General features: G+C 70.7%; 19 protein-coding genes and 3 pseudogenes. 14 read left to right on the forward strand and 8 right to left on the reverse strand.

The window, feature by feature from the left end; translation table 11 throughout:
- Positions 1–249: 249 nt before the first annotated feature.
- Entirely contained in the window at positions 250–390 is a 141-nt protein-coding gene (locus tag OHA03_RS24995; protein WP_267006021.1) for a hypothetical protein, read from the forward strand.
- A gap of 159 nt (positions 391–549) precedes the next feature.
- Here OHA03_RS24995 and OHA03_RS25000 read toward each other — a convergent pair whose 3' ends face one another.
- Positions 550–1,017 (reverse strand): ASCH domain-containing protein, encoded by a 468-nt coding sequence (locus OHA03_RS25000; RefSeq protein ID WP_267006022.1) that lies wholly within the window; start codon positions 1,015–1,017, stop codon positions 550–552.
- Positions 1,018–1,244: 227 nt separating this feature from the next.
- Here OHA03_RS25000 and OHA03_RS25005 point away from each other — a divergent pair, with 227 nt between their 5' ends.
- The 4 genes from OHA03_RS25005 to OHA03_RS25020 all read left to right on the forward strand — a co-directional run bounded on the left by OHA03_RS25005 (position 1,245) and on the right by OHA03_RS25020 (position 5,321).
- Complete coding sequence (locus OHA03_RS25005; protein ID WP_267006023.1) at positions 1,245–2,204, forward strand: hypothetical protein; 960 nt, start codon at positions 1,245–1,247, stop codon at positions 2,202–2,204.
- Positions 2,205–2,306: 102 nt separating this feature from the next.
- Positions 2,307–3,869: an APC family permease gene (locus OHA03_RS25010; RefSeq protein ID WP_267006024.1), complete on the forward strand. Its 1,563-nt coding sequence runs from the start codon at positions 2,307–2,309 to the stop codon at positions 3,867–3,869.
- Positions 3,870–4,006: 137 nt separating this feature from the next.
- Positions 4,007–4,672, forward strand: a complete 666-nt coding sequence (locus OHA03_RS25015; protein WP_267008148.1) for a molybdopterin-dependent oxidoreductase — start codon at positions 4,007–4,009, stop codon at positions 4,670–4,672.
- 13 nt (positions 4,673–4,685) lie between these two features.
- Positions 4,686–5,321: a cytochrome b/b6 domain-containing protein gene (locus OHA03_RS25020; RefSeq protein WP_267006025.1), complete on the forward strand. Its 636-nt coding sequence runs from the start codon at positions 4,686–4,688 to the stop codon at positions 5,319–5,321.
- Here OHA03_RS25020 and OHA03_RS25025 read toward each other — a convergent pair.
- Positions 5,318–6,715, reverse strand: coding sequence for a gluconate:H+ symporter (locus OHA03_RS25025; protein ID WP_267006026.1), 1,398 nt, complete (start codon positions 6,713–6,715; stop codon positions 5,318–5,320). The two genes, OHA03_RS25020 and OHA03_RS25025, sit on opposite strands and share 4 nt — an antisense overlap.
- Positions 6,716–6,726: 11 nt before the next feature.
- Positions 6,727–7,236 (reverse strand): gluconokinase, encoded by a 510-nt coding sequence (locus OHA03_RS25030; protein ID WP_267006027.1) that lies wholly within the window; start codon positions 7,234–7,236, stop codon positions 6,727–6,729.
- Between the two features lie 144 nt (positions 7,237–7,380).
- Between OHA03_RS25030 and OHA03_RS25035 the strand changes: the two genes are divergently transcribed.
- Positions 7,381–8,082 (forward strand): FadR/GntR family transcriptional regulator, encoded by a 702-nt coding sequence (locus OHA03_RS25035; protein ID WP_267006028.1) that lies wholly within the window; start codon positions 7,381–7,383, stop codon positions 8,080–8,082.
- Positions 8,083–8,141: 59 nt separating this feature from the next.
- Here the strand turns inward: OHA03_RS25035 and OHA03_RS25040 are convergent, their stop codons facing one another.
- Positions 8,142–8,870 (reverse strand): TetR/AcrR family transcriptional regulator, encoded by a 729-nt coding sequence (locus tag OHA03_RS25040; RefSeq protein ID WP_267006029.1) that lies wholly within the window; start codon positions 8,868–8,870, stop codon positions 8,142–8,144.
- 100 nt (positions 8,871–8,970) lie between these two features.
- On the opposite strand from OHA03_RS25040, the gene OHA03_RS25045 reads away from it, so the two are divergent.
- From OHA03_RS25045 to OHA03_RS25060, 4 genes are all read left to right on the forward strand, one after another.
- The gene (locus tag OHA03_RS25045) at positions 8,971–10,476 is read left to right on the forward strand and encodes an APC family permease (RefSeq protein WP_267006030.1); all 1,506 of its coding nucleotides are present in this window, start codon (positions 8,971–8,973) and stop codon (positions 10,474–10,476) included.
- Between the two features lie 57 nt (positions 10,477–10,533).
- Positions 10,534–12,177: an amidohydrolase gene (locus OHA03_RS25050; RefSeq protein ID WP_267006031.1), complete on the forward strand. Its 1,644-nt coding sequence runs from the start codon at positions 10,534–10,536 to the stop codon at positions 12,175–12,177.
- A 171-nt stretch (positions 12,178–12,348) separates the two neighbouring features.
- Entirely contained in the window at positions 12,349–13,434 is a 1,086-nt protein-coding gene (locus tag OHA03_RS25055; RefSeq protein ID WP_267006032.1) for an S-(hydroxymethyl)mycothiol dehydrogenase, read from the forward strand.
- The gene (locus OHA03_RS25060) at positions 13,434–14,063 is read left to right on the forward strand and encodes an MBL fold metallo-hydrolase (protein WP_267006033.1); all 630 of its coding nucleotides are present in this window, start codon (positions 13,434–13,436) and stop codon (positions 14,061–14,063) included. The genes OHA03_RS25055 and OHA03_RS25060 overlap by 1 nt, the downstream gene beginning before the upstream one ends.
- Before the next feature lie 12 nt (positions 14,064–14,075).
- Here the strand turns inward: OHA03_RS25060 and OHA03_RS25065 are convergent, their stop codons facing one another.
- Complete coding sequence (locus OHA03_RS25065) at positions 14,076–15,011, reverse strand: pseudouridine synthase (RefSeq protein ID WP_267006034.1); 936 nt, start codon at positions 15,009–15,011, stop codon at positions 14,076–14,078.
- Positions 15,012–15,233: 222 nt separating this feature from the next.
- Entirely contained in the window at positions 15,234–18,119 is a 2,886-nt protein-coding gene (locus OHA03_RS25070) for a glycoside hydrolase family 2 TIM barrel-domain containing protein (protein ID WP_267006035.1), read from the reverse strand.
- Between the two features lie 464 nt (positions 18,120–18,583).
- Between OHA03_RS25070 and OHA03_RS25075 the strand changes: the two genes are divergently transcribed.
- Positions 18,584–19,390 (forward strand): SDR family oxidoreductase, encoded by an 807-nt coding sequence (locus tag OHA03_RS25075; RefSeq protein WP_267008149.1) that lies wholly within the window; start codon positions 18,584–18,586, stop codon positions 19,388–19,390.
- A 153-nt stretch (positions 19,391–19,543) separates the two neighbouring features.
- A pseudogene (locus OHA03_RS25080) lies at positions 19,544–19,936 on the forward strand (cytochrome d ubiquinol oxidase subunit II); the annotation flags it as partial.
- 146 nt (positions 19,937–20,082) lie between these two features.
- On the opposite strand, the pseudogene OHA03_RS25085 reads toward OHA03_RS25080, so the two are convergent.
- Positions 20,083–20,286, reverse strand: a pseudogene (locus OHA03_RS25085) (trehalase-like domain-containing protein); the annotation flags it as partial.
- A 342-nt stretch (positions 20,287–20,628) separates the two neighbouring features.
- On the opposite strand from OHA03_RS25085, the gene OHA03_RS25090 reads away from it, so the two are divergent.
- Together OHA03_RS25090 and OHA03_RS25095 are read left to right on the forward strand one after the other, a co-directional pair.
- Entirely contained in the window at positions 20,629–21,549 is a 921-nt protein-coding gene (locus OHA03_RS25090; protein WP_267006036.1) for an aldose 1-epimerase family protein, read from the forward strand.
- Positions 21,550–21,648: 99 nt separating this feature from the next.
- Positions 21,649–22,494, forward strand: a pseudogene (locus OHA03_RS25095) (cation:proton antiporter); the annotation flags it as partial.
- 18 nt (positions 22,495–22,512) lie between these two features.
- On the opposite strand, the gene OHA03_RS25100 reads toward OHA03_RS25095, so the two are convergent.
- Positions 22,513–23,787 (reverse strand): ISL3 family transposase, encoded by a 1,275-nt coding sequence (locus OHA03_RS25100; RefSeq protein ID WP_267005943.1) that lies wholly within the window; start codon positions 23,785–23,787, stop codon positions 22,513–22,515.
- Positions 23,788–23,807: the final 20 nt, after the last annotated feature.

The following is a 23,807-nucleotide window of genomic DNA, read 5'->3' on the forward strand; positions in this document are numbered from 1 at the left end:
TCCGGAGAGGTTCCGGCCGGCCCACGGGGTCGCCGTTCTCGACGCCGGCGCGGCGATGGCTGAAATGTCATGTGCATGTAAATTTCTCCGTCCTGGGGTCTACCCGCATAGACCACGGGCGCCATCCTGGTCGCGTACCTCGACCGGCGCCCCCTCGTATGAGGGTCGCGCGCCACGCGCCACCTTCCACGCACGGAACGAAGCCCCGCTCGCAGACCGGATCTCCCGCGTGACCGGAGAGGATGAGCAATGAGGATCGTGACCAAGGCGCTGGTCGCCATGGCTTCCGCCGCCGTGCTGGCCATGGGGGCGCCCGCGCAGGCGGTGGTGCCGCCCGAGCACGCGGTGATCGTGTGTCAGAGCGCGAGCTTCTACGCCAACTACGACTAGACCTTCACGGTGGAGAGCGAACAGAGTGGCTGGGTGTACGGGTTCGCCTACGGCGACATCAACCGTCACGGCTGGGTGCAGGACGGCTGGTTCTGCTGACCCACGGCACAGCGGCGCGCCAGGGCGCTGCGGAGTGTCTCGACGGCGGCTGGGCGGAGGTCAGTCCTGCGTACCGCGGGTCGGCCGGTCCTCCGCCCCGACCGGAACGAGCAGCTCGACGACCCGGAACCGTTCGGCGACGACCAGTGTCTCGTCGTCGACCGTGAACTCCGGGTCGCCGAGCGCCTCCCGCATCTCCTCGCCCTGCCAGAACCGCTCATGGCTCGCGCGCCATGCGGCCACCGAGGTGTCGCCCTCGCCCTCGTCGATCGCGTGCTGGAGATCGATGTCGCCGAGCCGCAGGATCCGTACCTCGGTCACCTCCACCACCGCGACCTCCCGGCCGGCCGAGTCGATCACCGCCGACCGCTCGCCCACCGGAGGCAGCTCCTCCTTCTCCGCCTCGTACTCCGCCAGCAGCCCCGTCGTCGACACCTTCGCGCCCGAGAGGACCGCCCTCACCAGCTGATCGCGCAGCGGCCCGGGAAAGGCGAGAAGGAAGGGCTTGAGAGGCTCACGGTTCGACATGGCGCAAGTCTGGCATGCCCCGTCACGTAGGTGATGAGGGCTCATGAATGCCGGGTTCCGGCCAACTCTTCTGTAAATGAATGCAGTTGATCAAGGTCAACTCTTGACGCGGAGCCTTGCCTACCGCTTGGCTGTGCGCGATCAGTAATGCCCACGCACCACCGCTCCCACCGCCGTCCTCTTCCAGCCCGTACCTGCGCGTACCCGTTTCGCAAAGGAAGCCAGCGGTGTCCCCGCCCCCGCCTCCCCTGGGCCGCTCCCGAAGACGGGGCGGACGCTCCGGCCACCCGTTCGACCCGGCGCTCGACGACACCGAACTCAGCGAGGTTCGAGGGCAGTTCACCCAAGGACGGTGGACCAGAGCCCGCTCGCTCCTGGTCGAGACCGGCAGCGACTGGGACCGCCGCAGCCATCGCGTCCTCGCCCTCGCCGAGACTCCGTCCGCCGCCGGCTGGGCCCGCGACTGGCTGCTCGCCGAACCCGACAGCGCCGACGCCGCCACCCTGCTGGCCTGCGCCACCGTGGTCCGCGCCCTGCACGGCAAGGACACGCCCGAGGCGGCCCGCGAGGCCTGTCTGCGCGCCGCGCGACTGGCCCCCGACGACCCCACGCCCTGGCTGGGACAGCTGATGCTGGCCCGTGTGCACGGCACGCAGGAGGAGGCCGGGAAGCTCTTCGACGCGGTACGCATCCGCCACCCCGACCACCACCACGCGCATCATCTGATGACGGCCCGGCTCGCCGAGAACCACCCCGACAGCGGCCAGGACCCGCTGCACGAGGTCTACGACTTCGCCGCCTGGGCCGCCGAACAGGCCCCCGCCGATTCGCCGCTCGCCGTCCTCCCCGTCGTCGCGCACGCCGAGCGCTACCGCGTCCTGGTCGCCGCGGGCAGCGAGTCCGACGACCCGGTGCGCTCCGGGCACTGGTCGGGGCGGCGGGCCCGGCAGGTGATGAAGGCCGCGTTCGACTGGTGGCTGGAATGGGAGCGCGAGGACCACCCGCGCAACCGCGCCGACCTCAACTTCCTGGCCCACGCCAAGGTCTGCGAGGGCAGGCCGGCCGAGGCAGCCGCCCTCTTCCTCCGTATCGGGCCCCATGTGACGGCCGCCCCCTGGTCGTACTCGGGCCGGGACCCGTACCAGGCCTTCCTCACGGCGCGCGGTACCGCGCTCGGTACGCCTTGAGGAGCCACCCGCCGCAGGTCCACCTGCCGCAGATCCACCCGCTGCTGTGCAACTCCCAGTGTTTCTCCCCTGATTCTCCTCAACGAAGGGACCACCCCCGCCATGTCGACGGGCAGTTCGAGAACGAGTGAGACCGGCGTGACCGGCGATACGGGCGGCATCAGCACCTACAAGGGTGAGGAGCGGGCCCTGCGTGCGGACCGGCTCGGCACCGCGGGGCTGCTGCTCTCGGTGCTCGCCGCAAGCGCTCCCCTGATGGTCGTCGCCGGGGTGATGCCCACCGTCTTCGGCGTGATGGGCATCGTGGGCCAGCCCCTGCTGTACGTCATCCTCGGCATCGTCCTGATGCTGTTCAGCGTCGGCTACGCGGAGATGAGCCGGCACGTCCACAACGCCGGTGCCTTCTACGCGTACATCGCCCGTGGGCTCGGCCCGACCGCGGGCGCCGGGGCCTCGCTCGTCGCCCTCGTCGCGTACAGCGCCATGCAGGTCGGCATCTACGGCATCCTCGGCTTCGAGGTCTCCGGGCTCTTCTCCACGTACCTGGAGATGGACGTTGCCTGGTGGATACCGGCTGTCGTCGCCGTACTGGTCGTCGGTGTCCTCGGCTGGCTGAAGATCGACCTCAACGCCAAGGTCCTCGGCGTGCTGCTGGTCGTCGAATGCGCCCTCGTCGTGATCTTCGACATCGCAGCCGTCTCCAAGCCGGGACCTGAGGGCCTTTCCATGCACGCCTTCAACCCCGACACCCTCACCGGCGCCGGACTCGGCACCGCGCTCTGCTTCTGCATCGCCGCGTTCGTCGGCTTCGAGCAGGCCCCGGTGTACGCGGAGGAGACCAGCCGCCCGCAGATCGTCGTCTCCCGGGTGATGTTCCTCGCCGTCGGCTACGCCGCGCTGTTCCTCGCGCTCAGCTCCTGGGCGCTGACCGTCGCCGCGGGCCCCGGGTTCATCGCGGACAGCTCCCTCAAGGAGGGTCCCGCGCTGCTGTTCGGTCTCACCGACGACCGGCTCGGCACGACCTTCACCGATGTACTGCACGTGCTCTTCGTCACCGGCATGTTCGCCGCGCTGCTCAGCTTCCACAACGTCGTCGCCCGCTACGCGTTCGCGATGGGACGCGAGAGCCTGCTGCCCGCCGCCTTCGGCCGTACCAACAAGTCCAGCGGCGCACCCGCCACCGGCTCGCTTCTCCAGACCGTCGTATCCCTGGTCATCGTGCTGGCCTTCGCGTTCACCGACGACAACCCGGTCGGTGACCCGACCGCCCCCGTGCTGCACCTGTTCACCTGGATGGGCAACGTCGGCGCGCTCGGCGTCATCCTGCTGATGGCCGCGGCGTCCTTCGCCGTGATCGCGTTCTTCGTGAAGCGCGGCGCGGGCCGGGCGCAGCTGCCGCGGCTGATCGCCTCCGGCCTGGCCGGGGTGGCGATGCTGGCGATCGCCGTCTTCACGGTCCGGGACTTCGACGTGCTGGTCGGCTCGGGCCCGGGCTCGGTGCTCAACTGGGTGCTGCCCGGCGTTGTCGTCGCCGCGCTCGTCATCGGCCTGGTGTACGGCGCGGTCCTGCGATCCGCGAAGCCGGAGGTGCACGCCAGGATCGGCCTGGGCAACGAGGCGTTCCAGTTGGAGAAGGCGGCCGAGAGCGGTTCGGTCCACCACTGAGCCCGGTCGTCTTACCGAAGTGTGACGGACACCCGCAGCCCCTGGTGACGGGCGGCTGCGGGTGCTCGAATGGTCGGGTGAACAGTCGCCCTCCCGATGCCGAAGGCACACCCGTCGGCCGCCGCCTGGTCCTGACCATGCTCGGGGCCGGCGCCGCCGCAGTCGTGGCGGCGCCCGTCCTCCAGCGGGTGATGGAATCCGGGCTCGGCGCGGTCGCCGACAAGGACCCCACCGGCCTGACCGGGCTGCTGCCCAACGGCGGCGGCTTCCGCTACTACTCCGTCGCCTCGTCCGTACCGAGGAAGAGCGCCGCCGACTACCGGCTGACGGTCGACGGCCTCGTCGACCGGCCCGCCACGTACACCCTGGACCGGCTCCGCGCCCTGCCACAGACCAGGCTGGTCCGCGACGTCCAGTGCGTCACCGGCTGGCGGGTCCCCGAGACCCCGTTCGAGGGCGTCCGGCTCTCCGCGCTGCTGGACGCGGCCGGGGTGCGGCCCGGAGCGAAGGCGATCCGTTTCACCTGCTTCGACGGTACGTACAGCGAGAGCCTCACCCTCGACCAGGCACGGCGCCCCGATGTGCTGGTCGCCCTGCGCATGCAGGACAAGCCGGTGGCCCACTCGCACGGCGGTCCGGTCCGCCTCTATGTCGCCCCGATGTACTTCTACAAGTCGGCGAAATGGCTCTCCGGGATCACCGTCACCGACTCCGTGAAGCCCGGCTACTGGGAGGAACTCGGATATGACGTCGATGCCTGGGTCGGGCGGTCCAACGGCCGCGACGACGACCCCACCGGCTGAGCCCGCCGGGCGGATGCACCGCTTCAGCAGTGCGGAGCGCTGGGTGCACCGCACCACGGCCTGGCTGATGCTGGTGTGCGTGGCGACCGCGGCCTGCCTGTACGTACCCCAGCTCGCCGAACTGGTCGGCCGCCGCCATCTCGTGGTGACCGTGCACCAATGGTCCGGGCTGCTGATCCCCGTACCGCTGCTGGCCGGTCTCATCTCCCGGGCGCTGCGCGCCGACCTGTCCCGGCTCAACCGGTTCGGGCCGCACGACCGGCTGTGGCTACGGGCGGTACGCCGCCGTGACCACCGGCCCGGGTCCCGCCCGGCCGGGAAGTTCAACGCGGGTCAGAAGCTGTACGCGGCCTGGATCGCCGGCGCCGTGCTGGTCATGATCGGCACCGGGGTGCTGATGTGGTTCACCGGTCTCGCCCCGCTGATGTGGCGTACCGGCGCCACCTTCGTGCACGACTGGCTGGCGCTCGCGATCGGGATCGTGCTGGCCGGGCACATGGCAATGGCGCTCGCCGACCCGGAGGCACGCCGTGGCATGCGCACCGGGTCGGTCGAGCGCCATTGGGCGCGGACCGAACACCCGCTGTGGGGGGAATCCGACGACGGGCCGGACGATGATCCGGCGCGTCGCCAGGGGCTGTCCGGCTAGAGGATCAGCGACAGCAGCAGGATGAAGGCCAGCGAGACCACGGAGATGATGGTCTCCATCACCGACCAGGTCTTCACCGTCTGGCCGACGCTCATCCCGAAGTACTCCTTCACCAGCCAGAAACCGGCGTCGTTGACGTGGCTGAAGAAGAGCGAGCCCGCACCGACGGCGAGGACCAGCAGCGCCGCGTGCGACGTCGACATGTCCGCGGCGAGCGGGGCGACCAGACCGGCCGCAGAGATCGTGGCCACGGTCGCCGAGCCGGTCGCGAGCCGGATCGTGACGGCGATCAGCCAGCCCAGCAGGAGCGCCGGGATCGACCAGTCCTTGGAGAAGTCCAGGATCATCTGGCCCACACCGGCGTCGATGAGGGTCTGCTTGAAGCCACCGCCCGCACCGACGATCAGCAGCACACCCGCGATCGGGGCGAGGGACTTCTCGACGGTGGTGGAGAGCCGCGCCTTGGTGAAACCGGCGGCCCGGCCCAGCGTGAACATGCCGACTATGACGGCCGCAAGAAGAGCGATCAGCGGCGAGCCGATCACATCGGTGACCCGCTGGACGTGGTTCTCCGGGTTGTCCACGACGATGTCGACGAGGGCCTTGGCCAGCATCAACACGACGGGCAGCAGGATGGTCGCCAGCGTGGCGCCGAAGCTGGGACGGTGCTCCAGTTCCTCGGACGGGCGCTGCGGGATCATCTTCTCCGGGGCCTTGATGTCCACCCAGCGGGCGGCGTACCGGGAGAAGACCGGACCCGCGATGATCACCGTCGGGATGGCGACCAGCACACCGAGCGCCAGCGTCACACCGAGGTTGGCGCCGAGGGCGTCGATCGCGACCAGCGGGCCGGGGTGCGGCGGGATCAGCCCGTGCATCACGGAGAGACCGGCGAGCGCCGGGATACCGATGCGCATCAGGGAGTAGTTGCCGCGCTTGGCGACGAGCAGCACCACCGGGATCAGAAGCACGATGCCGACTTCGAAGAAGAGCGGCAGACCGATGATCGAGGCGATCAGCACCATGGCCCACGGCATGGCCCGCGCGCTCGCCTTCGCGAGGATCGTGTCGACGATCTGGTCCGCGCCGCCGGAGTCGGCGAGCAGCTTGCCCAGAATGGCGCCGAGCGCGATCAGGACGCCGACACCCGCGACCGTGGAGCCGAGGCCGGCGGTGAAGCTGGCGATCGTCTTGGCGGGGGCGGCGCCGGCGAAGGAGCCGAGCGCGAGTGATCCGATGGTCAGCGCCAGGAAGGCATGCAACTTGAACTTGGTGATGAGCAGAACGATGACGGCGATGCCCGCCAGAACGGCGATGCCCAGCTGCGCGTTACCGGCCGAAGTTATGGGTTCGACGGCGTCCGCTGCCAGCATCTCGACGCTGAGACTGGTCACGGTGATGATCCTTAGACTTCGAGCCGGCGCAACGCGGCGACGGCTCGCTGGGTGATTTCTTCAGGGGTGCCGGACACATCGACGGCGACGCCGGCCTCGTCGTCCTGCAGCGGCTGCAGGGTGGCGAACTGCGAATCGAGCAGTGCGGTCGGCATGAAGTGGCCCTTGCGCTCAGCCATCCGCTCCTCGATGAGGGCGCGGTCGCCGGTCAGATGGAGGAAGACGGCCCCGGGGGCCTCGGCCCGCAGCCGGTCGCGGTAGACCCGCTTCAGCGCCGAACTGCTGACGACGCCGCCGAGTCCGGCCCGGCCGTGCGCCCACTGCCCGATCGCATCGAGCCAGGGCCACCGGTCGGAGTCGTCCAGCGGGGTGCCGGCCGACATCTTGGCGATGTTCGCCGCGGGATGGAAGTCGTCGCCCTCGGCGTACGGAACGCCGAGTTCGGCTGCGAGCAGGGGGCCGATCGTGGTCTTGCCGGTCCCTGCAACGCCCATCACCACGACGACGTGGGGGGTGCTCATTGGTGGTGCCTCGCTGTCTCCGTCGACGTCTTCCTCGACATCGGTCCGTCGCGCTACTGAAACCTATACGTACGACTTATTCAAGATGCTGTGACGTAAACGTCGTACTTTTTGTTCCTCAAGGGCGCCCCGTAGGCTTTGTCCATGACCACACAGGGCCCCGGGCTGCATACACACGTGCTGGACACCCTGGGCCTGGAGATCGCCGCGGGGGACTGCCCGCCGGGCCAGGTGCTGCGCACCGACGAGCTCGCCCAGCGCTTCGACGTCTCCCGCACGGTCGTGCGCGAAGTGGTCCGTGTCCTGGAGTCCATGCGCCTGGTCGAGTCCCGGCGCCGGGTCGGTGTGACCGTGCAGCCGACCGAGGCCTGGAACGTCTACGATCCGCAGGTCATCCGGTGGCGACTGGCGGGCGCCGACCGGCCGCGCCAACTGCGCTCCCTGACCGTGCTGCGCTCGGCGATCGAACCGGTCGCGGCGGGGCTCGCGGCCCGGCACGCCACGCCGGACCAGTGCGCGGCCCTCACCGAATGCGCGCTCGGGATGGTCGCGACCTCACGCGGTCAGCAGCTGGAGCGCTATCTGGAACACGACATCGCGTTCCACCGGATCGTGCTCAACGCCTCCGGGAACGAGATGTTCGCGCGGCTCGGTGACGTCGTCGCCGAGGTCCTGGCGGGGCGCACCCACCATCAGGTGATGTTCGAGGACCCCGACCCGGCGGCGGTCACACTCCACGTACGGCTCGCGGAGGCGGTGCGGGAGGGCGACGCGGTCGAGTCGGAGCGGCTGACGAAGGAGATCGCCGTGGGCGCCCTGCACGAGCTGGACGTCCTCGCGCCCTGAGGCCGTTCACCGAGGTGCTGTGCACGAGCCGGCCGTCCACCGCGCCCTGAGGCCCGGCCTCAGGCGCCGGACGGGCTCGCTGTCACATGCTGCAGCCGCGCCGCGGCCGCCGCGAGCATCATCTCCAGCGCCGCCGGATAGCCGCTGCGGCCCATCTCCGCCACCAGTACCGACGCGGTCGCCGCGATGTGCGGATGCGTGGTCCGCTCCAGTCGTGCGTACGTCTGCGGCCACGTCTGCACCTCCAGCGCGCGGGCCCGCTCCGACAGCACCAGCGTCGACGCGTCCAGCGCTGCGAACGACAGCGTCTGGTCGACGAACACGTGGTAGATCCGCACCGCTTCGCCGTCCGGGAAGCCCGCCCCGCGCAGAATCCCGAGGATGGTCTCCACCGCCTGGATCTCGTGGGTACGGCCCGTGACCCGGGCACACGTCAGCAGGGCCGCCTGCGGATGCGCCAGATAGTCGGCATGCATGCGCAACCCCAGGTCACGCAGGTCGGCCCGCCAGTCACCGGTCGCCCGCCAGCCGGACAGCGTACGGCCGATCAGCTCGTCGGCCACCGCGAGCAGCAGCTCGTCCGTGTCCCGGAAGTACCGGTAGATCGCGCTCGGATCGCACCCCAGGGCGGCGCCGAGCCGGCGCACGGTGAGTGCCGCCGCCCCGTGCTCGCCGATCAGCCGCAGCGCCGTCTCCACGATCAGCTGTTCCGACAGCACCGTGCCCTGCTTGGTGGGACGCCTGCGGCGCCGCGCCCCCTCCGCCACCACCCGCTCGCTCGCACTCATGCGGCGCACCTTATGACAACAGCGTTGACGTGCAGAACCCCCGAGGAGTTCGATGTGCCGCCATCGGGGCCGAAGAGCGCCCCTCGGCGAAGGAGCCACCGTGACGGACTCACCCACCCCCTACGGCAGCGACCCACCAGGAGCCGCGTCCCTCAGGAAGAGCCTCGGCGTCGTCGACGGATTCGCCATCGCCGCGTCCTCCACCGCCGCAACCACGAGCATCGGCATCGGTCTCGGCGTCACCGCGGGCGCCGTCGGCCTCCATCTGCCGATCATCATGCTGCTCGGATTCCTGCCCATCCTGGGCATCGCGAGCGCCTACTCCCGGCTCAACAGGGTCGAGCCGAACATGGGCAGCGGCTACGTCTGGGTCGGCCGCTCCCTCAGCCCCTGGCTCGGCTTCCTCGTCGGCTGGATCGGCATCGTCTCCACCGTCGTCTTTCTCTCGTACACCACGACGGTCACCGGATCCGCCCTGCTCCAACTCGCGGGCGAGGGCGGGCTGCACACCCTCGCCGGGCTCCACCTCGACCCGGACTCCACCGCCCAGTCGACCGCCCTCGGCATCGCCGTCCTGATCGCCGTCACCTTCACCGCGATCACCGGCATCCGGTCCGCCGCCAATCTGCAGAAGTACCTGCTCGTCTTCGAGTACGTCGTACTGCTCGGGTTCTGCGGGTACGGACTGGTCGTCGGCCCACACCCGTTCAGCCTGGACTGGATCAACCCGTTCACCATCCCCTCCGGGCAGCAGCTCGCCCAGGGGCTTCTCCTCTCGGTCTTCTGCTACTGGGGATTCGAGTCCTCGTTCAGCGTCAATGAGGAGGTCCGCGACCCGCAGGACGCCTCCAGGGCCGGGCTGATCACCCTCTTCACCATGCTCGGTCTCTTCCTCCTCGGCTCCTTCGCCTTCCAACGCGTCCTCTCGCTGGACGAGTTGACCGGTCACGGCGCGCAGGGGCTCACCTACTTCGGCGACCGGCTCGCCGACCAGCCGCTCGCCGCGCTCCCGCTGATCGCCCTCACCTTCTCCGCCGTGGCCTCCCTCCAGTCCGGTGTGATCCCGACCGTGCGCGGCATGTTCGCGATGAGCCGGGACCGTACGCTCGGTCCGCTCTGGACCAAGGTCAGCCCGCGGTTCGGCACACCGGCGGCCGGAACGGTCGCGATCGGCTGTGTCGCCGCCGCCGTCGCGGTCCTGTCCCTGGTGATCCCGAAGGTCGGCGACCTGATCCTGGCCTCCGTCAACGCGATCGGCGTCGTCGTCTCGGTCTACTACGCGCTCACCGCGCTGGCCGCCGCCGCCCGCTTCCGCGGCCTGCTGCGCGAAAGCCCGTCCGAGGCGCTGCGTGCCGTCGTACTCCCGGTGCTCAGCGCCGTCGCGCTGCTCGGCCTCGGCGGCTATCTCTGCTGGTCCTTCTACACCTCCGCCGACCACTTCGAGATCAGCCCGGACAACGGCTGGTTCATGCTCTTCTGCCCGGCGGCCATGCTGTTGACCGGCGTAGGTGCGGCGGCCTGGGCCAAGTGGGTAAGGAAGTCCCCGTATTTCGTCACGGGCCGCTCCCTCGCCCCTGCCGAACCCGCGGTCACCGAAGCGGCCTGATCCGAACGAAAGACCCTACCGCGCCACCCCATGACTCCCACGGAAACGGAACCACCCATGCACCACACCCCCGCCGATCTCGTCCTCACCGGCGGCCCCGTCCTCACCATGGACCCGGCCCGCAGCCGCGCCACCACGGTGGCCGTCACCGGCGACCGCATCACCGCCGTCGGCCACGACGAGGTGCGTGAACTGATCGGCCCGAGGACCGAAGTCGTCGATCTCTCCGGCCGGCTGCTCGTTCCCGGCTTCCAGGACGCGCACATCCACCCGGTCACCGCCGGCCTCGAACTCGCGCAGTGCAACCTGACGGAGTCCCGTACGGCGGCGGACACCCTCGCCGCGGTACGGGCCTACGCCGACAGCCATCCGGACCAGGAGTGGATCACCGGCGGCGGCTGGTCCATGGAGGCCTTCGACGGCGGCAGCCCGACCCGGGACCGGCTCGACACCGTCGTACCCGACCGCCCCGTCTTCCTGGTCAACCGCGACCACCACGGTGCCTGGGTCAACACCCGCGCCCTGACGCTCGCCGGCATCACCCGCGACACCCCCGACCCGGCCGACGGCCGCATCGAGCGCGACGACCGGGGCGAGCCCACCGGACTCCTCCAGGAGGGCGCCATGGATCTGGTCGCCCAGCACACCCCGCGCTCCACCCCCACCGACCGGCTCACCGCCCTGCTCCGAGCCCAGCGCCTCCTCCACTCGTACGGGATCACCGCCTGGCAGGACGCCATCGTCGGCGTCTACGGCTCGATGGACGATGCCTCCGACGCCTATCTGACCGCAGCCCGCGACGGATCGCTCACCGCCCGTGTCGTCGGCGCCCTCTGGTGGGACCGCGAGCGCGGCGCCGAGCAGATACCCGAACTCGTCGCCAGGCGGAAGGAGCTGACAGGCGGACGGTTCCGGGCCGGCTCGGTGAAGATCATGCAGGACGGGGTCGCCGAGACGGGCACCGCCGCCCTGCTCACCCCGTACCTCGACGCCTGCGGCTGCGCCACCGCCAACAGCGGCACCAGCTTCGTCGACCCCGTCGAGCTGCGCCGGTACGTCACCGAACTGGACGCCCTCGGCTTCCAGACCCACTTCCACGCCCTCGGCGACCGCGCCGTGCGCGAGGCACTCGACGCCGTCGAGGCCGCCCGCACCGCCAACGGCCGCACCGACACCCGGCCCCACCTCGCCCACCTCCAGATCGTCCACCCCGACGACATCCCCCGGTTCCGCGAGCTCGGTGCCACAGCCAACATCCAGCCGCTGTGGGCCGCCCATGAACCGCAGATGGACGAGCTGACCATCCCCTTTCTCGGCGACGAACGCGCCGCGTTGCAGTACCCCTTCGGCGCGCTGCTGCGATCCGGCGCAACCGTTGCTGCGGGCAGCGACTGGCCGGTCAGCAGCGCCGAACCGCTGCACGGCATCCACACCGCGGTCAACCGGATCGCCCCGGACGGCGAGGGTCCGGTCTTCCTGCCCGGGGAGCGCATCGGGCTCACGGCCGCCATCGCGGCGTACACGGCAGGCTCGGCCCATGTGAACCACCTGGACGACACTGGTTCCATCCGTGCCGGAGCCCTCGCCGACCTGGTGGTCCTGGACCGTGACGTGTACGCGGGCCCGCCCGAGGAGATCGGCGCCACCCGGGTCCTGCAGACATACGTCGGCGGACGCCGGGTCCACGACACGGAGGCCTGACACACCGGCAGGGCGGCCCCGAGGAGCCTCCGGTGAGGCCGCCCTGCCGCGCGCCACCGCGCCACCGCTGCCGTGACACCCACCCACCGCGTACGGTTGTTCGCGTTCGATCACCGGGCATCGGTCGCACGTCACAGAAGCCCGGACCGTCACGAAAAGGGAGACCGCGGTATGGCGCAGCAGGTACAAGGGGTCATCGCACCGGGGAAGAACGAGCCGGTACGGGTCGAGACGATCGTGATCCCGGATCCCGGCCCCGGCGAGGCCGTCGTGAAGATCCAGGCGTGCGGCGTCTGCCACACCGACCTGCACTACAAGCAGGGCGGCATCAACGACGAATTCCCGTTCCTGCTCGGCCATGAGGCCGCGGGCGTCGTGGAGTCCGTCGGCGACGGCGTCACGGATGTCGCTCCCGGCGACTTCGTCATTCTCAACTGGCGTGCGGTCTGCGGGCAGTGCCGGGCGTGTCTGCGAGGCCGCCCCTGGTACTGCTTCAACACCCACAACGCCGGCCAGAAGATGACGCTGCTGGACGGCACCGAGCTGTCGCCCGCACTCGGCATCGGTGCGTTCGCGGAGAAGACCCTGGTCGCCGCCGGTCAGTGCACCAAGGTCGACCCCGAGGTCTCCCCGGCCGTCGCCGGGCTGCTCGGCTGCGGCGTCATGGCGGGCATCGGCGCCGCCATCAACACCGGCGAGGTCGGCCGCGGCGACTCGGTCGCCGTCATCGGCTGCGGTGGCGTCGGCGACGCGGCCGTCGTCGGCGCGCGGCTGGCCGGCGCGGCGAAGATCATCGCGGTGGACATCGACGACCGCAAGCTGGACATGGCGAAGAAGATGGGTGCCACGCACACCGTCAACTCCCGCTCCACCGACCCGGTCGAGGCGATCCGCTCCCTCACCGGCGGCAACGGCGCCGACGTCGTCATCGAGGCGGTCGGCCGCCCGGAGACGTACAAGCAGGCGTTCTACGCCCGCGACCTCGCCGGCACCGTCGTCCTGGTCGGCGTCCCCACACCGGAGTTGCAGCTCGAACTTCCGATGATCGACGTGTTCGGCCGCGGCGGCTCGCTCAAGTCCTCCTGGTACGGCGACTGCCTGCCCTCGCGCGACTTCCCGATGCTCATCGACCTGCACCAGCAGGGCCGGATCGATCTCGGCGCGTTCGTCACCGAGACCATCGGACTCGGCGACATCGAGCAGGCCTTCACCCGGATGCACGGCGGCGACGTGCTGCGCTCGGTGGTGGTCTTCTGATGACCGTCCGCATCGACCACCTCGTCACGTCCGGCACGTTCGCCCTCGACGGCGGCGAGTGGGAAGTCGACAACAACGTCTGGATCGTCGGCGACGACACCGAGGCGATCGTCATCGACGCCGCCCATGACGCCGCTGCCATCGAGGCCGCGCTGGCCGGCCGTACGCTGCGCGCCATCGTCTGCACGCACGCGCACAACGACCACATCGACGCGGCACCGGACCTCGCCGACGCCACCGGTGCACCGATCCTGCTGCACCCCGACGATCTGCCGCTGTGGAAGCAGACCCATCCGCACCGCACCCCCGATGCCGAACTGGCCGAAGGCCAGGAGCTGGAGATCGCCGGGACCGCCCTCCAGGTCCTGCACACGCCCGGTCATGCCCCGGGTGCGGTCTGTCTGTACGCCCCCGAGCTGGCCACCGTCTTCACCGGGGACACGCTCTTCCAGGGCGGCCCCGGCGCCACCGGACGGTCCTTCTCGCACTTCCCGACGATCGTCGAGTCGATCAGGGACCGGCTGCTCGCGCTGCCGGCGGAGACCACCGTCCGTACCGGACACGGCGACTCGACCACGATCGGCGCGGAGGCACCCCACCTGGACGAGTGGATCGCCCGGGGACACTGACCGCGCCGGGTCTCACCGGTCCGGCCACGCCGACAGCCGCAGCCCGCTCTCGAAGCGGCGCGGCTCGCCCGTGACCGGATCGGTGAACTCCAGCACTCGGGCCAGGAGTTGCAGCGGACGCGTCCAGTCGTCCGCCGCACCCTCCGGTTCGATCACCGGATAGACCGGATCGTGGACGAGCGGCAGCCCCAGACCGTTCATGTGCACCCGCAGCTGGTGGGTCCGCCCGGTGGCGGGCAGCAACCGGTATCGGCCGAGCCCTTCCCGGTGCTCCAGCAGTTCGATCCGGCTCTCGCTGTTCGCCTCGCCCGGCTCCTCCCGGGCGGCGATCACCCCGCGCTCCTTGACGATCCGGCTCCGTACCGTACGGGGGAAGGCGATCGAGGGGTGGTACGGTGCCACCGCCTCGTACTCCTTGCGCACCAGCTTGTCCCGGAACAGCGTCTGGTACGCACCCCGGTCCTCGGTCCGTACGACGAAGAGCACCAGGCCCGCGGTCAGCCGGTCCAGCCGGTGCGCGGGCTGCAGCGACGGCAGCCCCAGCTCCCGGCGGAGCCGCGCCACGGCCGTCTCGCTGATGTGCCGGCCGCGCGGTGTCGTGGCAAGGAAGTGCGGCTTGTCGGCGATGACGAGCCGGGCGTCGCGGTACACCACACCGACCGGGAACGGCACCGGCTCCTCGGGCGCGAAGTCCCGGTGGAACCAGAGGAAACGGCCTGCCGTGTACGGCTCGTCGGGGGCCACGGGCCCCTGCACCGAGACGAACCGGCCCTCGGCGAACATGGCGTCCACCCGGTCCGCCCCGATCGCACCGGCGAACCGCGCCAGCAGATGATCGCGGACCGTCGCCCACTCCTCGCCCGGATCCTCGGGGAGCCGCACCCTGACCGGATCGATCCCGTCCCGCTGCGGCAGCGGCGCCGACGGAGGCTTCGCGCGGCCTCTCATCGCGCAGGCCCTGCCTGTTCATCGGCGTCCGGGTTGCGGCGGCTCGAGGTGCTGGTGGTCATGGTGCGGCAATCCTGTCACAGCGTCGGCGCAGGTCACCGACGGCTGCGCGGGCACTCCACCGGCATCGGACGGGCGGTAGCGCCCTCTGCTCGGTGGCCGCAGCCGGTGCGTTCGGTCTCCGCGGCCACCGAGAAGGAACGGGCCGTGCTCACCTCCTGCTCACTCCACGGTCGAGAACACGAACGAGAACTCCGCCGCGGCAGCGTCGAGCCGGTACTGCGGCAGCACGCCCGGTCCGCACGACTGCGAACCGATGCCCTGTACCGCGTGATCCAGATTGACCCAGACGGTCTCCCCGGCCACCAGATCCGGCAGATGCTCCGCCGCATCCAGCTGCTCGCTCGTCCACCGCCGGGCGGTGAACCAGAACGGCGCACCCCCTTCGGCCCGCAGCCCCGCACCGCCGCCGTCCGTCAGCTCGGCCCACCGGACGCCTGCCCGCGCACCGTTCTCCTGCGGCCGGACGTACGGGGTCTGCATCGCGTCCACGGGCATCTCCCACCGCCCGAGCACCGACGCGGCCCGGGTGTCCGGGTACGCCTCGCCGGGCCCGCCGCCGAACCACCGTGCCCCGCCGTACGCGGCAGGCAGCCCGAACCGGACCCCGAGCCGGGGCAGCGGCAGCCGCCAGTCGCCCTCGGGTGCCACGGACACGGTGAGCCCGAGCCGTTCCCCGTCGGCGGTCCACCGGTACTCCGTACGCAGCCCCAGGTCCACCCCTGCGGGCGCCACCCACGTCCGTACGGTCAACGAGTCCTCGCCCACCTCCACGGCGTCTGTCCGATGGCGCATCCGATGCAGCCCCAACTCCCGCCAGCGCAGCCCGTACCGTTCGTCCGGCTGCCAGGCCGCACCGTTGTCGTTGTCGGTCGGCGCCCGCCACACATCGAGCCGCAGCCCCTGAACCGGCACGCCCCCGAGCCGCACCAGCGCCCCGCTCCGCGCGTCGAAGACAGCGCCCCCGAGCGTGATCGCCCCCTCACCCGCCTCCGGACGCGAGCCCATCGCGGCCGCGGCCGGGACCGCCGCACCGACCGCCACCTGCCCCCACGCCACCTCATGCCCGCGCTCCGCCCACGCGGTGTCCTCGGCGAGCAGCGCCCGCACGGTCCATACGCCCGCGCCGTCCCCGGGGAGCCGCACCTCGGTGTGGGCTCCGGATGCCAGGTCGGGCACGGTGAGCGGGCCCGAGCGGCGGACCTCGCCGTCCACCTCGTGCGACCAGACGAACTCCACGTGGTCCAGCCCTGCGAAGTCGTACCCGTTACCGATCCTGACCGTCCCGGCCGACGTCCCGGCCTCGATCCGTACCGGTTCGATGACCTTCTTGTACTCGATCAGCCCGGGGGAGGGAGTGCGGTCGGGGAAGAGCAGCCCGTCGCAGACGAAGTTGCCGTCGTGGAGTTCCTCGCCGAAGTCCCCGCCGTAGGCGAAGCCGTGCTCCGGGTGGGTGAGACCGTGGTCGATCCACTCCCAGACGAACCCGCCCTGGCAGCGCTCGTACCGCTCGAAGAGCCGCTGGTATTCGCTCAGCCCGCCGGGGCCGTTGCCCATCGCGTGCCCGTACTCGCACATGATGAACGGCATGGCGCGCCGCCGGGCGTCCAGCTCCGGATCGCCCCACGGGTCCTCGGCCCGCTTCCCGATCAGCTCGACCTCGGCGTGCGTCGGATACATCCGCGAATACAGATCGACGTCCTTGCAGGACAGATCACCCTCGTAGTGCACCAGCCGGTCCGGATCCCGGCCCTTGATCCACTCGGCCATCGCGGTCAGTCCGCGCCCCGACCCGCATTCGTTGCCCAGCGACCAGATGATCACCGACGCGTGGTTCTTGTCGCGCTCGACCATCCGCGCGGCCCGGTCGAGGAGCGCCGGGGTCCACCGTTCGTCGTCGACCGGGTTGTTACGCCACTCGAGGTCGACAAAGCCATGAGTCTCCAGATCGCACTCGTCGATCACCCAGAGCCCGAGCTCGTCGCAGAGATCCAGAAACGCCGGATGCGGCGGATAGTGGCTGGTCCGTACGGCATTGATGTGGTGCCGCTTCATCAGCACCAGATCCCGCCGCATGGTCTCCGCGTCCACGGCGCGCCCGGTCTCCGGGTGGAACTCGTGCCGGTTCACCCCACGGAACAGCACGCGCCGGCCATTGACCTGGACGACCCCGTCCTGGACGACGACGGTACGGAAGCCGATCCGCAACGGGATCCGCTCACCCGGTGTCACCAGCTCGCCGTCGTACAGCCGGGGCGTCTCGGCGGTCCACGGCTCGACCGGTACGGTCACCGCCTCACCCGTCGCGACGTCGACCCCCAGCTCGGGTACGACCACCCGGCCCCCGGCCCCGTCGCACTCCACCCGAAGGGTCCCGGCCCCGGCGCGGTGGTCGTAGCCGGCGTGCACGAAGAAGTCCCGGGGCGCCCCCTGTGGCCGGTGCAGCAGCGTGACGTCCCGGAAGATCCCGGGCAGCCACCACTGGTCCTGGTCCTCCAGGTAGCTCCCGGACGACCACTGGTGCACGCGGACGGCCAGGACGTTGCCCTCGGCCCGCACGATGCCGCCGACCGCGAACTCGTGCGGCAGCCGCGAACCCTTGAAGTCCCCCAGCTCCTCGCCGTTGAGCCAGACCCGGGCGGCGGACTCCACCCCGTCGAACCGCAGCACGACGTCGCCGCCCTCCGGCCATCCGTCGGGCAGATCGAAGGTCCGCAGGTGGTCACCGGTCGGGTTCTCGGTCGGCACGTGCGGCGGGTCGACCGGGAACGGGTAGACGACATTGGTGTACGCGGGCGCTCCGCCGACCCCTTGCAGTACCCAGTGCCCGGGCACCGCGACCGTTTCCCAGCCGGACGCGTCGAACCCGGACCGTGCGAACGAAGCGTCCTCGGCGGTCGCGGTCGGCGAGAGCCGGAACCGCCACTCCCCGTTCAACGACATCCGCAGCGCGTCCGACCCCGCGTACCAGGACCGGGGCGGCAGTCCGCCCGATCCGGGGGACACGTCCATGTGCCAGGGGAGAGAGTGGCTGTCCGTACGGCTCATGATTCTCCTTGCTCGGCAACGCCCGCTTCGCTGCTGGACGTTAGCCAGGGGTGAACCGTTTCAACAAGGGGGCGGAGAGCGGCGCCGGACGGAGAAGCGGCCAGGCGTCGGCGCCCGGAAGCAGGGCCCCGGGCGGGACCGTCCGCGAGGCCGGCAGCGTCGGGCGTCCCGGGCGCGTTCGTTGGCCCGGTTGCGTGACATTCCCGCCCCGCCCGGACCGCTCTGCGCGCCGGGTCCGGGCCGCTCGCCGCGCTCGGTGTTCCCTTCCTGGGGAAGGTGGTGCGGTGCGCAAGGGCTCGCTTCTGCTCCCGGCAGGACGGTGCGGTGACGCCGCAGCGCCCTTCCCGCAAGCGACTGCCGGTTCAGCGGCCCGCCCGGCGGCGATGTCTGCCGCTGGACGGGCCGCCCTGAGTGCCGAAGGAGAAGTCGTCGTGGCTGGAAGTACCGGTGAGATCCGGAGCGCGATGTCCGCGCGGCTCGTGGCAGGGCAGAAAGCGCTGGTGACGGGGTCCAATTCGGGTATCGGCAGGGCGACCGCGATCGCACTCGGACGGGCCGGTGCGGACGTCGTGGTCAACTACGTCGTCGGCGAGGACGAGGCCGAGAAGGTCGTCGCGGAGATCAAGGGTTTCGGAGTCCGCGCCTACGCCCACCAGGCCGATGTCTCCGACGAGGACCAGGTCGTCGGGATGGTCGCCCGCATGGTCGAGGAGTTCGGCACCATCGACATCATGGTGGCCAACGCGGGCCTCCAGCGGGATGCGCCGAGTGTGGAGATGACGCTCGCCCAGTGGCAGAAGGTCATCGACGTCAACCTCACAGGCCAGTTCCTCTGCGCGCGGGAGGCCGCCAAGGAGTTCGTGCGGCGCGGCGTCGTGCCGGAGGTCTCCCGGTCTGCCGGGAAAATCGTCTGCATGAGCTCGGTCCACCAGATCGTCCCCTGGGCGGGCCATGTGAACTACGCCTCCTCCAAAGGCGGCGTGGGCATGATGATGGAGACCCTCGCACAGGAGCTGGCCCCCCGGGGAATCCGGGTGAACGCCGTCGCACCCGGCGCCATCCGCACCCCCATCAACAGGAGTGCCTGGGACACCCCCGAGGCCGAGGCCGACCTCCTGCGGCTGATCCCCTACCGCCGGGTCGGGGAGCCGGAGGACATCGCCAACGCCGTCGTCGCGGTGGCATCCGATCTGCTCGACTATGTCGTGGGCGCCACGCTGTACGTGGACGGCGGAATGACACTCTTCCCCGGCTTCGCCACCGGAGGCTGACCCCTCGCCGGCGGCCCGGGACACGTCCCGCCGAGAGGTGGACCCGGCGGGATCCCAGCCGGTCCGCCGCCCGCCCGGGCGCTGCGGCGGCCTCACCGCAGGAGCGTCGGCCGGCCGCTTCCCGCGGCCGCGGGCCGATACTCGGGCTTCGCCCTGCGCAAACCGGCCCGACGGCTCACTCAGAGGCGCTTCTACGGCGCGGTGTTCGCCATCTCCTCGCTCGTCACCCCGTTCTTCCTCGGCGCGGTGCTCGGCGGCATCGCGTCCGGCCGGGTCGCGGTCGGGACCGCGGCCTCCGCCGATACCTGGGCCAATCCCACCTCCGTCATCGCCGGTCTGCTCGCGGTCGCCGCCGCAGCGTTCCTCGGGGCCGTGTTCCTCTGTTCCGACGCCCGCCGGTTCGGCGCCGAGGACCTTGTGGGGTACTTCCGCCGTCGCGCGCTGACCGCCCTCGGGGCCATCGTGGTGCTCGCCCTGATCGGTCTGCCGGTCACCCACAGCGATGCCCGTTACGTCTGGGAGGGCCTCACCGGAGGGCTCGGACTGCTGCTGATCCTCCTGGCCGCGGTGTGCGGCCTCGCCACCGCTGTTCTCCGCCTTCGAGAAGATGCAGACCTACGCCAACCACGTCGGGCTCTTCGCCGAGGAGATCGGCCCGAGCGGGGAACAACTGGGCAACTTCCCGCAGGCGTCTGCTTGCAGCTGATGTCGGGCTGCTCCGGAGCCAGCTGGAAATACCCCCCGCGCTCGACGTCGAGCAGCGCCGCGAAGATGCTGGGTGAGTCGAACCGGGGAGCGGCGAACCAGTCGATGACACCCCGGGACGAGACGAGCGCGGCAGTCTGCAGATCGCCGGCCAGCCCGTGCTCGGCGATCGGCGGATAGCGTTCGTCCATAGTGGCTCCGGTGGTAGGCGGCCCCGAGCCCCACCACTATCCGACAGAACGGATCCCCGCGCCTGGGCTGCCCGGGGCACGGACGTCGGCCGTCGGACGGCGTCACGGCGTAACCGCTCGACCACACCGCGGCCCTGGCGCAGTGGGCGGGCGGCCGGGCCGTGTCACCGCCACGATGCCCCCCGTGGGCGAACTTGCCCGGCCATTGGGGCAGCGTGCTCGTGTCCCGCTTGACTCGCCAGGTCGTTGTCCGCACGCTCCCGAGTGGCGGCCGTCGGCCCGGCCGCCACCCAGCCCGGGCTTGCGGGCCGTCCGCCTTCGAGCAGACCGAGGAGGCCACGCGTGCACGAGAGCCGGACCGGACGACAGCTGACTCTCCGTCATGGGGACCGGAGCGCGGTCGTCGTCGAACTCGGAGCGGCCCTACGCCATTACGCCGTCGGCGACCGGCTCGTACTCGACGGATTCGCCCGGGACGACCGGATCACCGGCGGGCGCGGTCAGATCCTCGTGCCGTGGCCCAACCGGATCCAGGACGGCCGCTACCACTGGGACGGGCAGGACCAGCAACTGCCGCTGACCGAACCGGAGAACGGCAACGCAATCCACGGCCTGCTCCGCTGGACATCGTGGCGGATCGTCGAGGCGCAGGACGACCGGGCGGTGCTCGATGTCTCCCTGTGGCCCCAGCCCGGCTACCCCTTCCACCTCCGGGTCCGCGCCGAGTACACCCTGGATGACGACGGCCTCGGTGTGGCCGTCGTCGCACGCAACCTCGGTGAGAACGCCGCACCCTACGGGGTCGGCCAGCACCCCTACCTCACGGTCGGCACCGGGACCGTGGACGACGCGCTGCTGACCGTACCGGCGCGGACGCGGCTGCGCACCGGCGAGCGGGGGCTGCCGGTCGCTGCCGAACCGGTCCAGGGCACTCCCTACGACTTCCGTACGCCTCGAACCATCGGGACCCAGCGGCTGGACACCCCGTTCGGCGACCTCGACCGGGATGCGCGCGGGCGGGCCGTGGTGAGCCTCGCCCATTCCTCCGGCGCATGGGGTACCGACGTATGGCTCGGCGAGGGCGCCGATCACGTCCAGCTGTACACCGGTGACACCCTGCCCGAAGGGGAGCGGCGCCGTTCCGTCGCCATCGAGCCGATGTCGTGCCCGCCGGACGCGTTCCGCAGTGGCACGGGACTTGTCACTCTGGGGCCCGGTGAGGAGCACACGGTCCGCTGGGGGATCACCCCGTGGCAGGAATGACGGTCGCGCCGCGGTGCTCGATGCTGCCCGGTCCCCGGTTCGCCGGCGGCAGGAGCATCCACCGGCTCGTCGGATGACCCGGCACCACGGAGGCGCTGCATGACGACGGATCAGGTCCTCATGGGCGTGGGGCTGACCCTGGTCCTCGCCGTCGGATCGCAGATCCTGGCAGGACGGCTGCGTATCCCGGCGCTCATCGTGCTGCTGCCGGTCGGGTTCGCCGCCGGCGCGGTGGTGGACGAGCTCGACCCGCAGCGGCTGCTGGGGCCGGCGTTCTCCCCTCTCGTGTCGCTCGCCGTCGCGGTGATCCTCTACGACGCGGGCCTCGGGCTCGATCTCAGGAAGCTGAAGGGGCATACCCGCCGTGTCGTCATCAGGCTGATCTGGATCGGGGTCCTGATCACCTGGGTGCTCGGCACGCTCCTCGCCATGCCGCTGCTGGGCATGGACCGGCGGGCGGCCGTCATGCTGGGCGCGATCCTGGTGGTCTCCGGACCGACCGTGGTCGGGCCGCTGCTCAGCTTCGTCCGGCCGAAGGAACGGCCGCAGCACATCCTGGTCTGGGAGGGCTCCCTCATCGACCCGGTCGGCGGCATCCTGGGAGCGCTCGTCTTCCATCTCGTCGAGGCGAGCACCGGTCGTCACGTCGGCAGCGGAGCGCTGAACTTCCTCGGCAGCGTCGGTGTCGGGACGGCGGGCGGCATCGTCGGAACCGCGCTGCTGTGGGTGCTGTTCCGCCGGCTCCTGCCCGGCGAGATCCTCGGGACCACGGCCCAGCTCGCCGCGGTGATCGCGGTGGCGGCCTTCTGCGACGTCGTCCGCGAGGACTCCGGACTCATCGCCGCCGTGATGATGGGCCTGGCAGTCGCCAACCTTCCGCGTTTCGACGTCCCGGCACGCCGGCCCTTCTTCGAGACATTGGTCAGTCTGATTCTGGCTCTCCTGTCGCTTCCGTGGGTAGGTTCATGCAGCTTGACGCCCTGGTAGGTGGGGTCGGTGGCCGCCGAGGCTGAGCATGGTCAGTGCGATGAGCGCTGCGGGGTCCTTGAAGCCGAAGGCCATGCGGGTGATCAGGCGGATCTTGGTGTTCATGCTCTCCACGATCCCGTTGCTCATGGAGTGCTCGGCTGCCGCCGTGATGGCGTCCCAGTGCTTGACGATGGCCCGTTGCAGCTTGACGAAGGGCTCCAGTCGGGAGCGGCGGGCCCAAGACACCCAGTCGAGGAGGGCCTCGGGGGTGTCGGGGCCGGATTTCAACGCCAGGCGAAGGCCCTCCTTGAGCAGGTATGCGCGGTGCAGGACGGGGTGGGCTTTCGCGATGAACTCCAGTTGCGCGCGCTGGTGTTCGGTGAGGTCCTCAGGGCGTTTCCACAGGGCCCAGCGGGCCTTCTTCAGTGACTTCGAGCCCGGGGTGGCGCGGCCCTTGCCGCCGCGCTCGGCGTTCCAGACCTCGCGGCGCACGGTGTCCAGGGCGTCGGTGGCCCACTGCACGACGTGGAACGGGTCCATCACCCGCACCGCCTGCGGGCAGCGCTCGGCGACTACCTTCGCGATCCAGTCGGCGGCATCCGCGGACACGTGGGTGATCTTCGCGGAGCGTTCAGGTCCGAGCAGGTCGAAGAAGGACCGCAGTGTCTCCTTGTCCCGGCCGGCCGCCGCCCACACGAGCCGGCCGCTGTCGTGGTCGACCACCACGGTCAGGTACTTGTGGTGCCGCTTGTAGGAGATCTCGTCGATGCCGATCCGGGTAAGGCCCGCGAGCAGGTCCACGCGCTGTTCGACGTCCGACCACACGCGGGCGCAGATGCCGCCGACCGTGCGCCAGCCGATCCTCAGCAGTTGGACCACCGTGGTCTTCGAGCAGTGCGTGGCCAGCCAGGCCACCGTGTCGTCGAAGGCCAGGGTGTGCCCGGCACCGTGGCGGGCCCAGGGCACGTGGGCGACGACCACACCGTGCTCGGGACAGGACACCCGCGGCGCGTCGGCCTCGATGAACGCCCGGACCACCCCCAGGTCCAGGGCACGCCAGCGCCGGCGGCCCTCGCCGTTGTCGAACCGGGCGCACCGGCGACCGCAGACCCCGCACCGCTGCCGCCGCCTCTTCGCCGGGCGGGCATGGGCCACGATCACCACATCCCAGGGGCCCGCCTCCGCGCCGTTGCCCTCCTCGGCCTCGACCGACGCGACCACCGTGTGTTCGACTCCGAGCAGCCGAGTCCATATGCTTGCAGATCGCACGCCGTATCCAGGTTCTTCCG

It is taken from the genome of Streptomyces sp. NBC_00154 (genome assembly GCF_026342835.1).
Classification (GTDB): domain Bacteria; phylum Actinomycetota; class Actinomycetes; order Streptomycetales; family Streptomycetaceae; genus Streptomyces.

What these genes read in the sequence shown, in the direction of transcription:
- OHA03_RS24995 (WP_267006021.1), top strand. Translation starts at nt 250, where the DNA reads ATGAGGATCGTGACCAAGGCGCTGGTCGCCATGGCTTCCGCCGCCGTG.
- OHA03_RS25000 (WP_267006022.1), bottom strand. Translation starts at nt 1,017, where the DNA reads ATGTCGAACCGTGAGCCTCTCAAGCCCTTCCTTCTCGCCTTTCCCGGG.
- OHA03_RS25010 (WP_267006024.1), top strand. Translation starts at nt 2,307, where the DNA reads ATGTCGACGGGCAGTTCGAGAACGAGTGAGACCGGCGTGACCGGCGAT.
- OHA03_RS25015 (WP_267008148.1), top strand. Translation starts at nt 4,007, where the DNA reads ATGCTCGGGGCCGGCGCCGCCGCAGTCGTGGCGGCGCCCGTCCTCCAG.
- OHA03_RS25020 (WP_267006025.1), top strand. Translation starts at nt 4,686, where the DNA reads ATGCACCGCTTCAGCAGTGCGGAGCGCTGGGTGCACCGCACCACGGCC.
- OHA03_RS25030 (WP_267006027.1), bottom strand. Translation starts at nt 7,236, where the DNA reads ATGAGCACCCCCCACGTCGTCGTGGTGATGGGCGTTGCAGGGACCGGC.
- OHA03_RS25035 (WP_267006028.1), top strand. Translation starts at nt 7,381, where the DNA reads ATGACCACACAGGGCCCCGGGCTGCATACACACGTGCTGGACACCCTG.
- OHA03_RS25040 (WP_267006029.1), bottom strand. Translation starts at nt 8,870, where the DNA reads ATGAGTGCGAGCGAGCGGGTGGTGGCGGAGGGGGCGCGGCGCCGCAGG.
- OHA03_RS25050 (WP_267006031.1), top strand. Translation starts at nt 10,534, where the DNA reads ATGCACCACACCCCCGCCGATCTCGTCCTCACCGGCGGCCCCGTCCTC.
- OHA03_RS25055 (WP_267006032.1), top strand. Translation starts at nt 12,349, where the DNA reads ATGGCGCAGCAGGTACAAGGGGTCATCGCACCGGGGAAGAACGAGCCG.
- OHA03_RS25060 (WP_267006033.1), top strand. Translation starts at nt 13,434, where the DNA reads ATGACCGTCCGCATCGACCACCTCGTCACGTCCGGCACGTTCGCCCTC.
- OHA03_RS25065 (WP_267006034.1), bottom strand. Translation starts at nt 15,011, where the DNA reads ATGAGAGGCCGCGCGAAGCCTCCGTCGGCGCCGCTGCCGCAGCGGGAC.
- OHA03_RS25070 (WP_267006035.1), bottom strand. Translation starts at nt 18,119, where the DNA reads ATGAGCCGTACGGACAGCCACTCTCTCCCCTGGCACATGGACGTGTCC.
- OHA03_RS25075 (WP_267008149.1), top strand. Translation starts at nt 18,584, where the DNA reads ATGTCCGCGCGGCTCGTGGCAGGGCAGAAAGCGCTGGTGACGGGGTCC.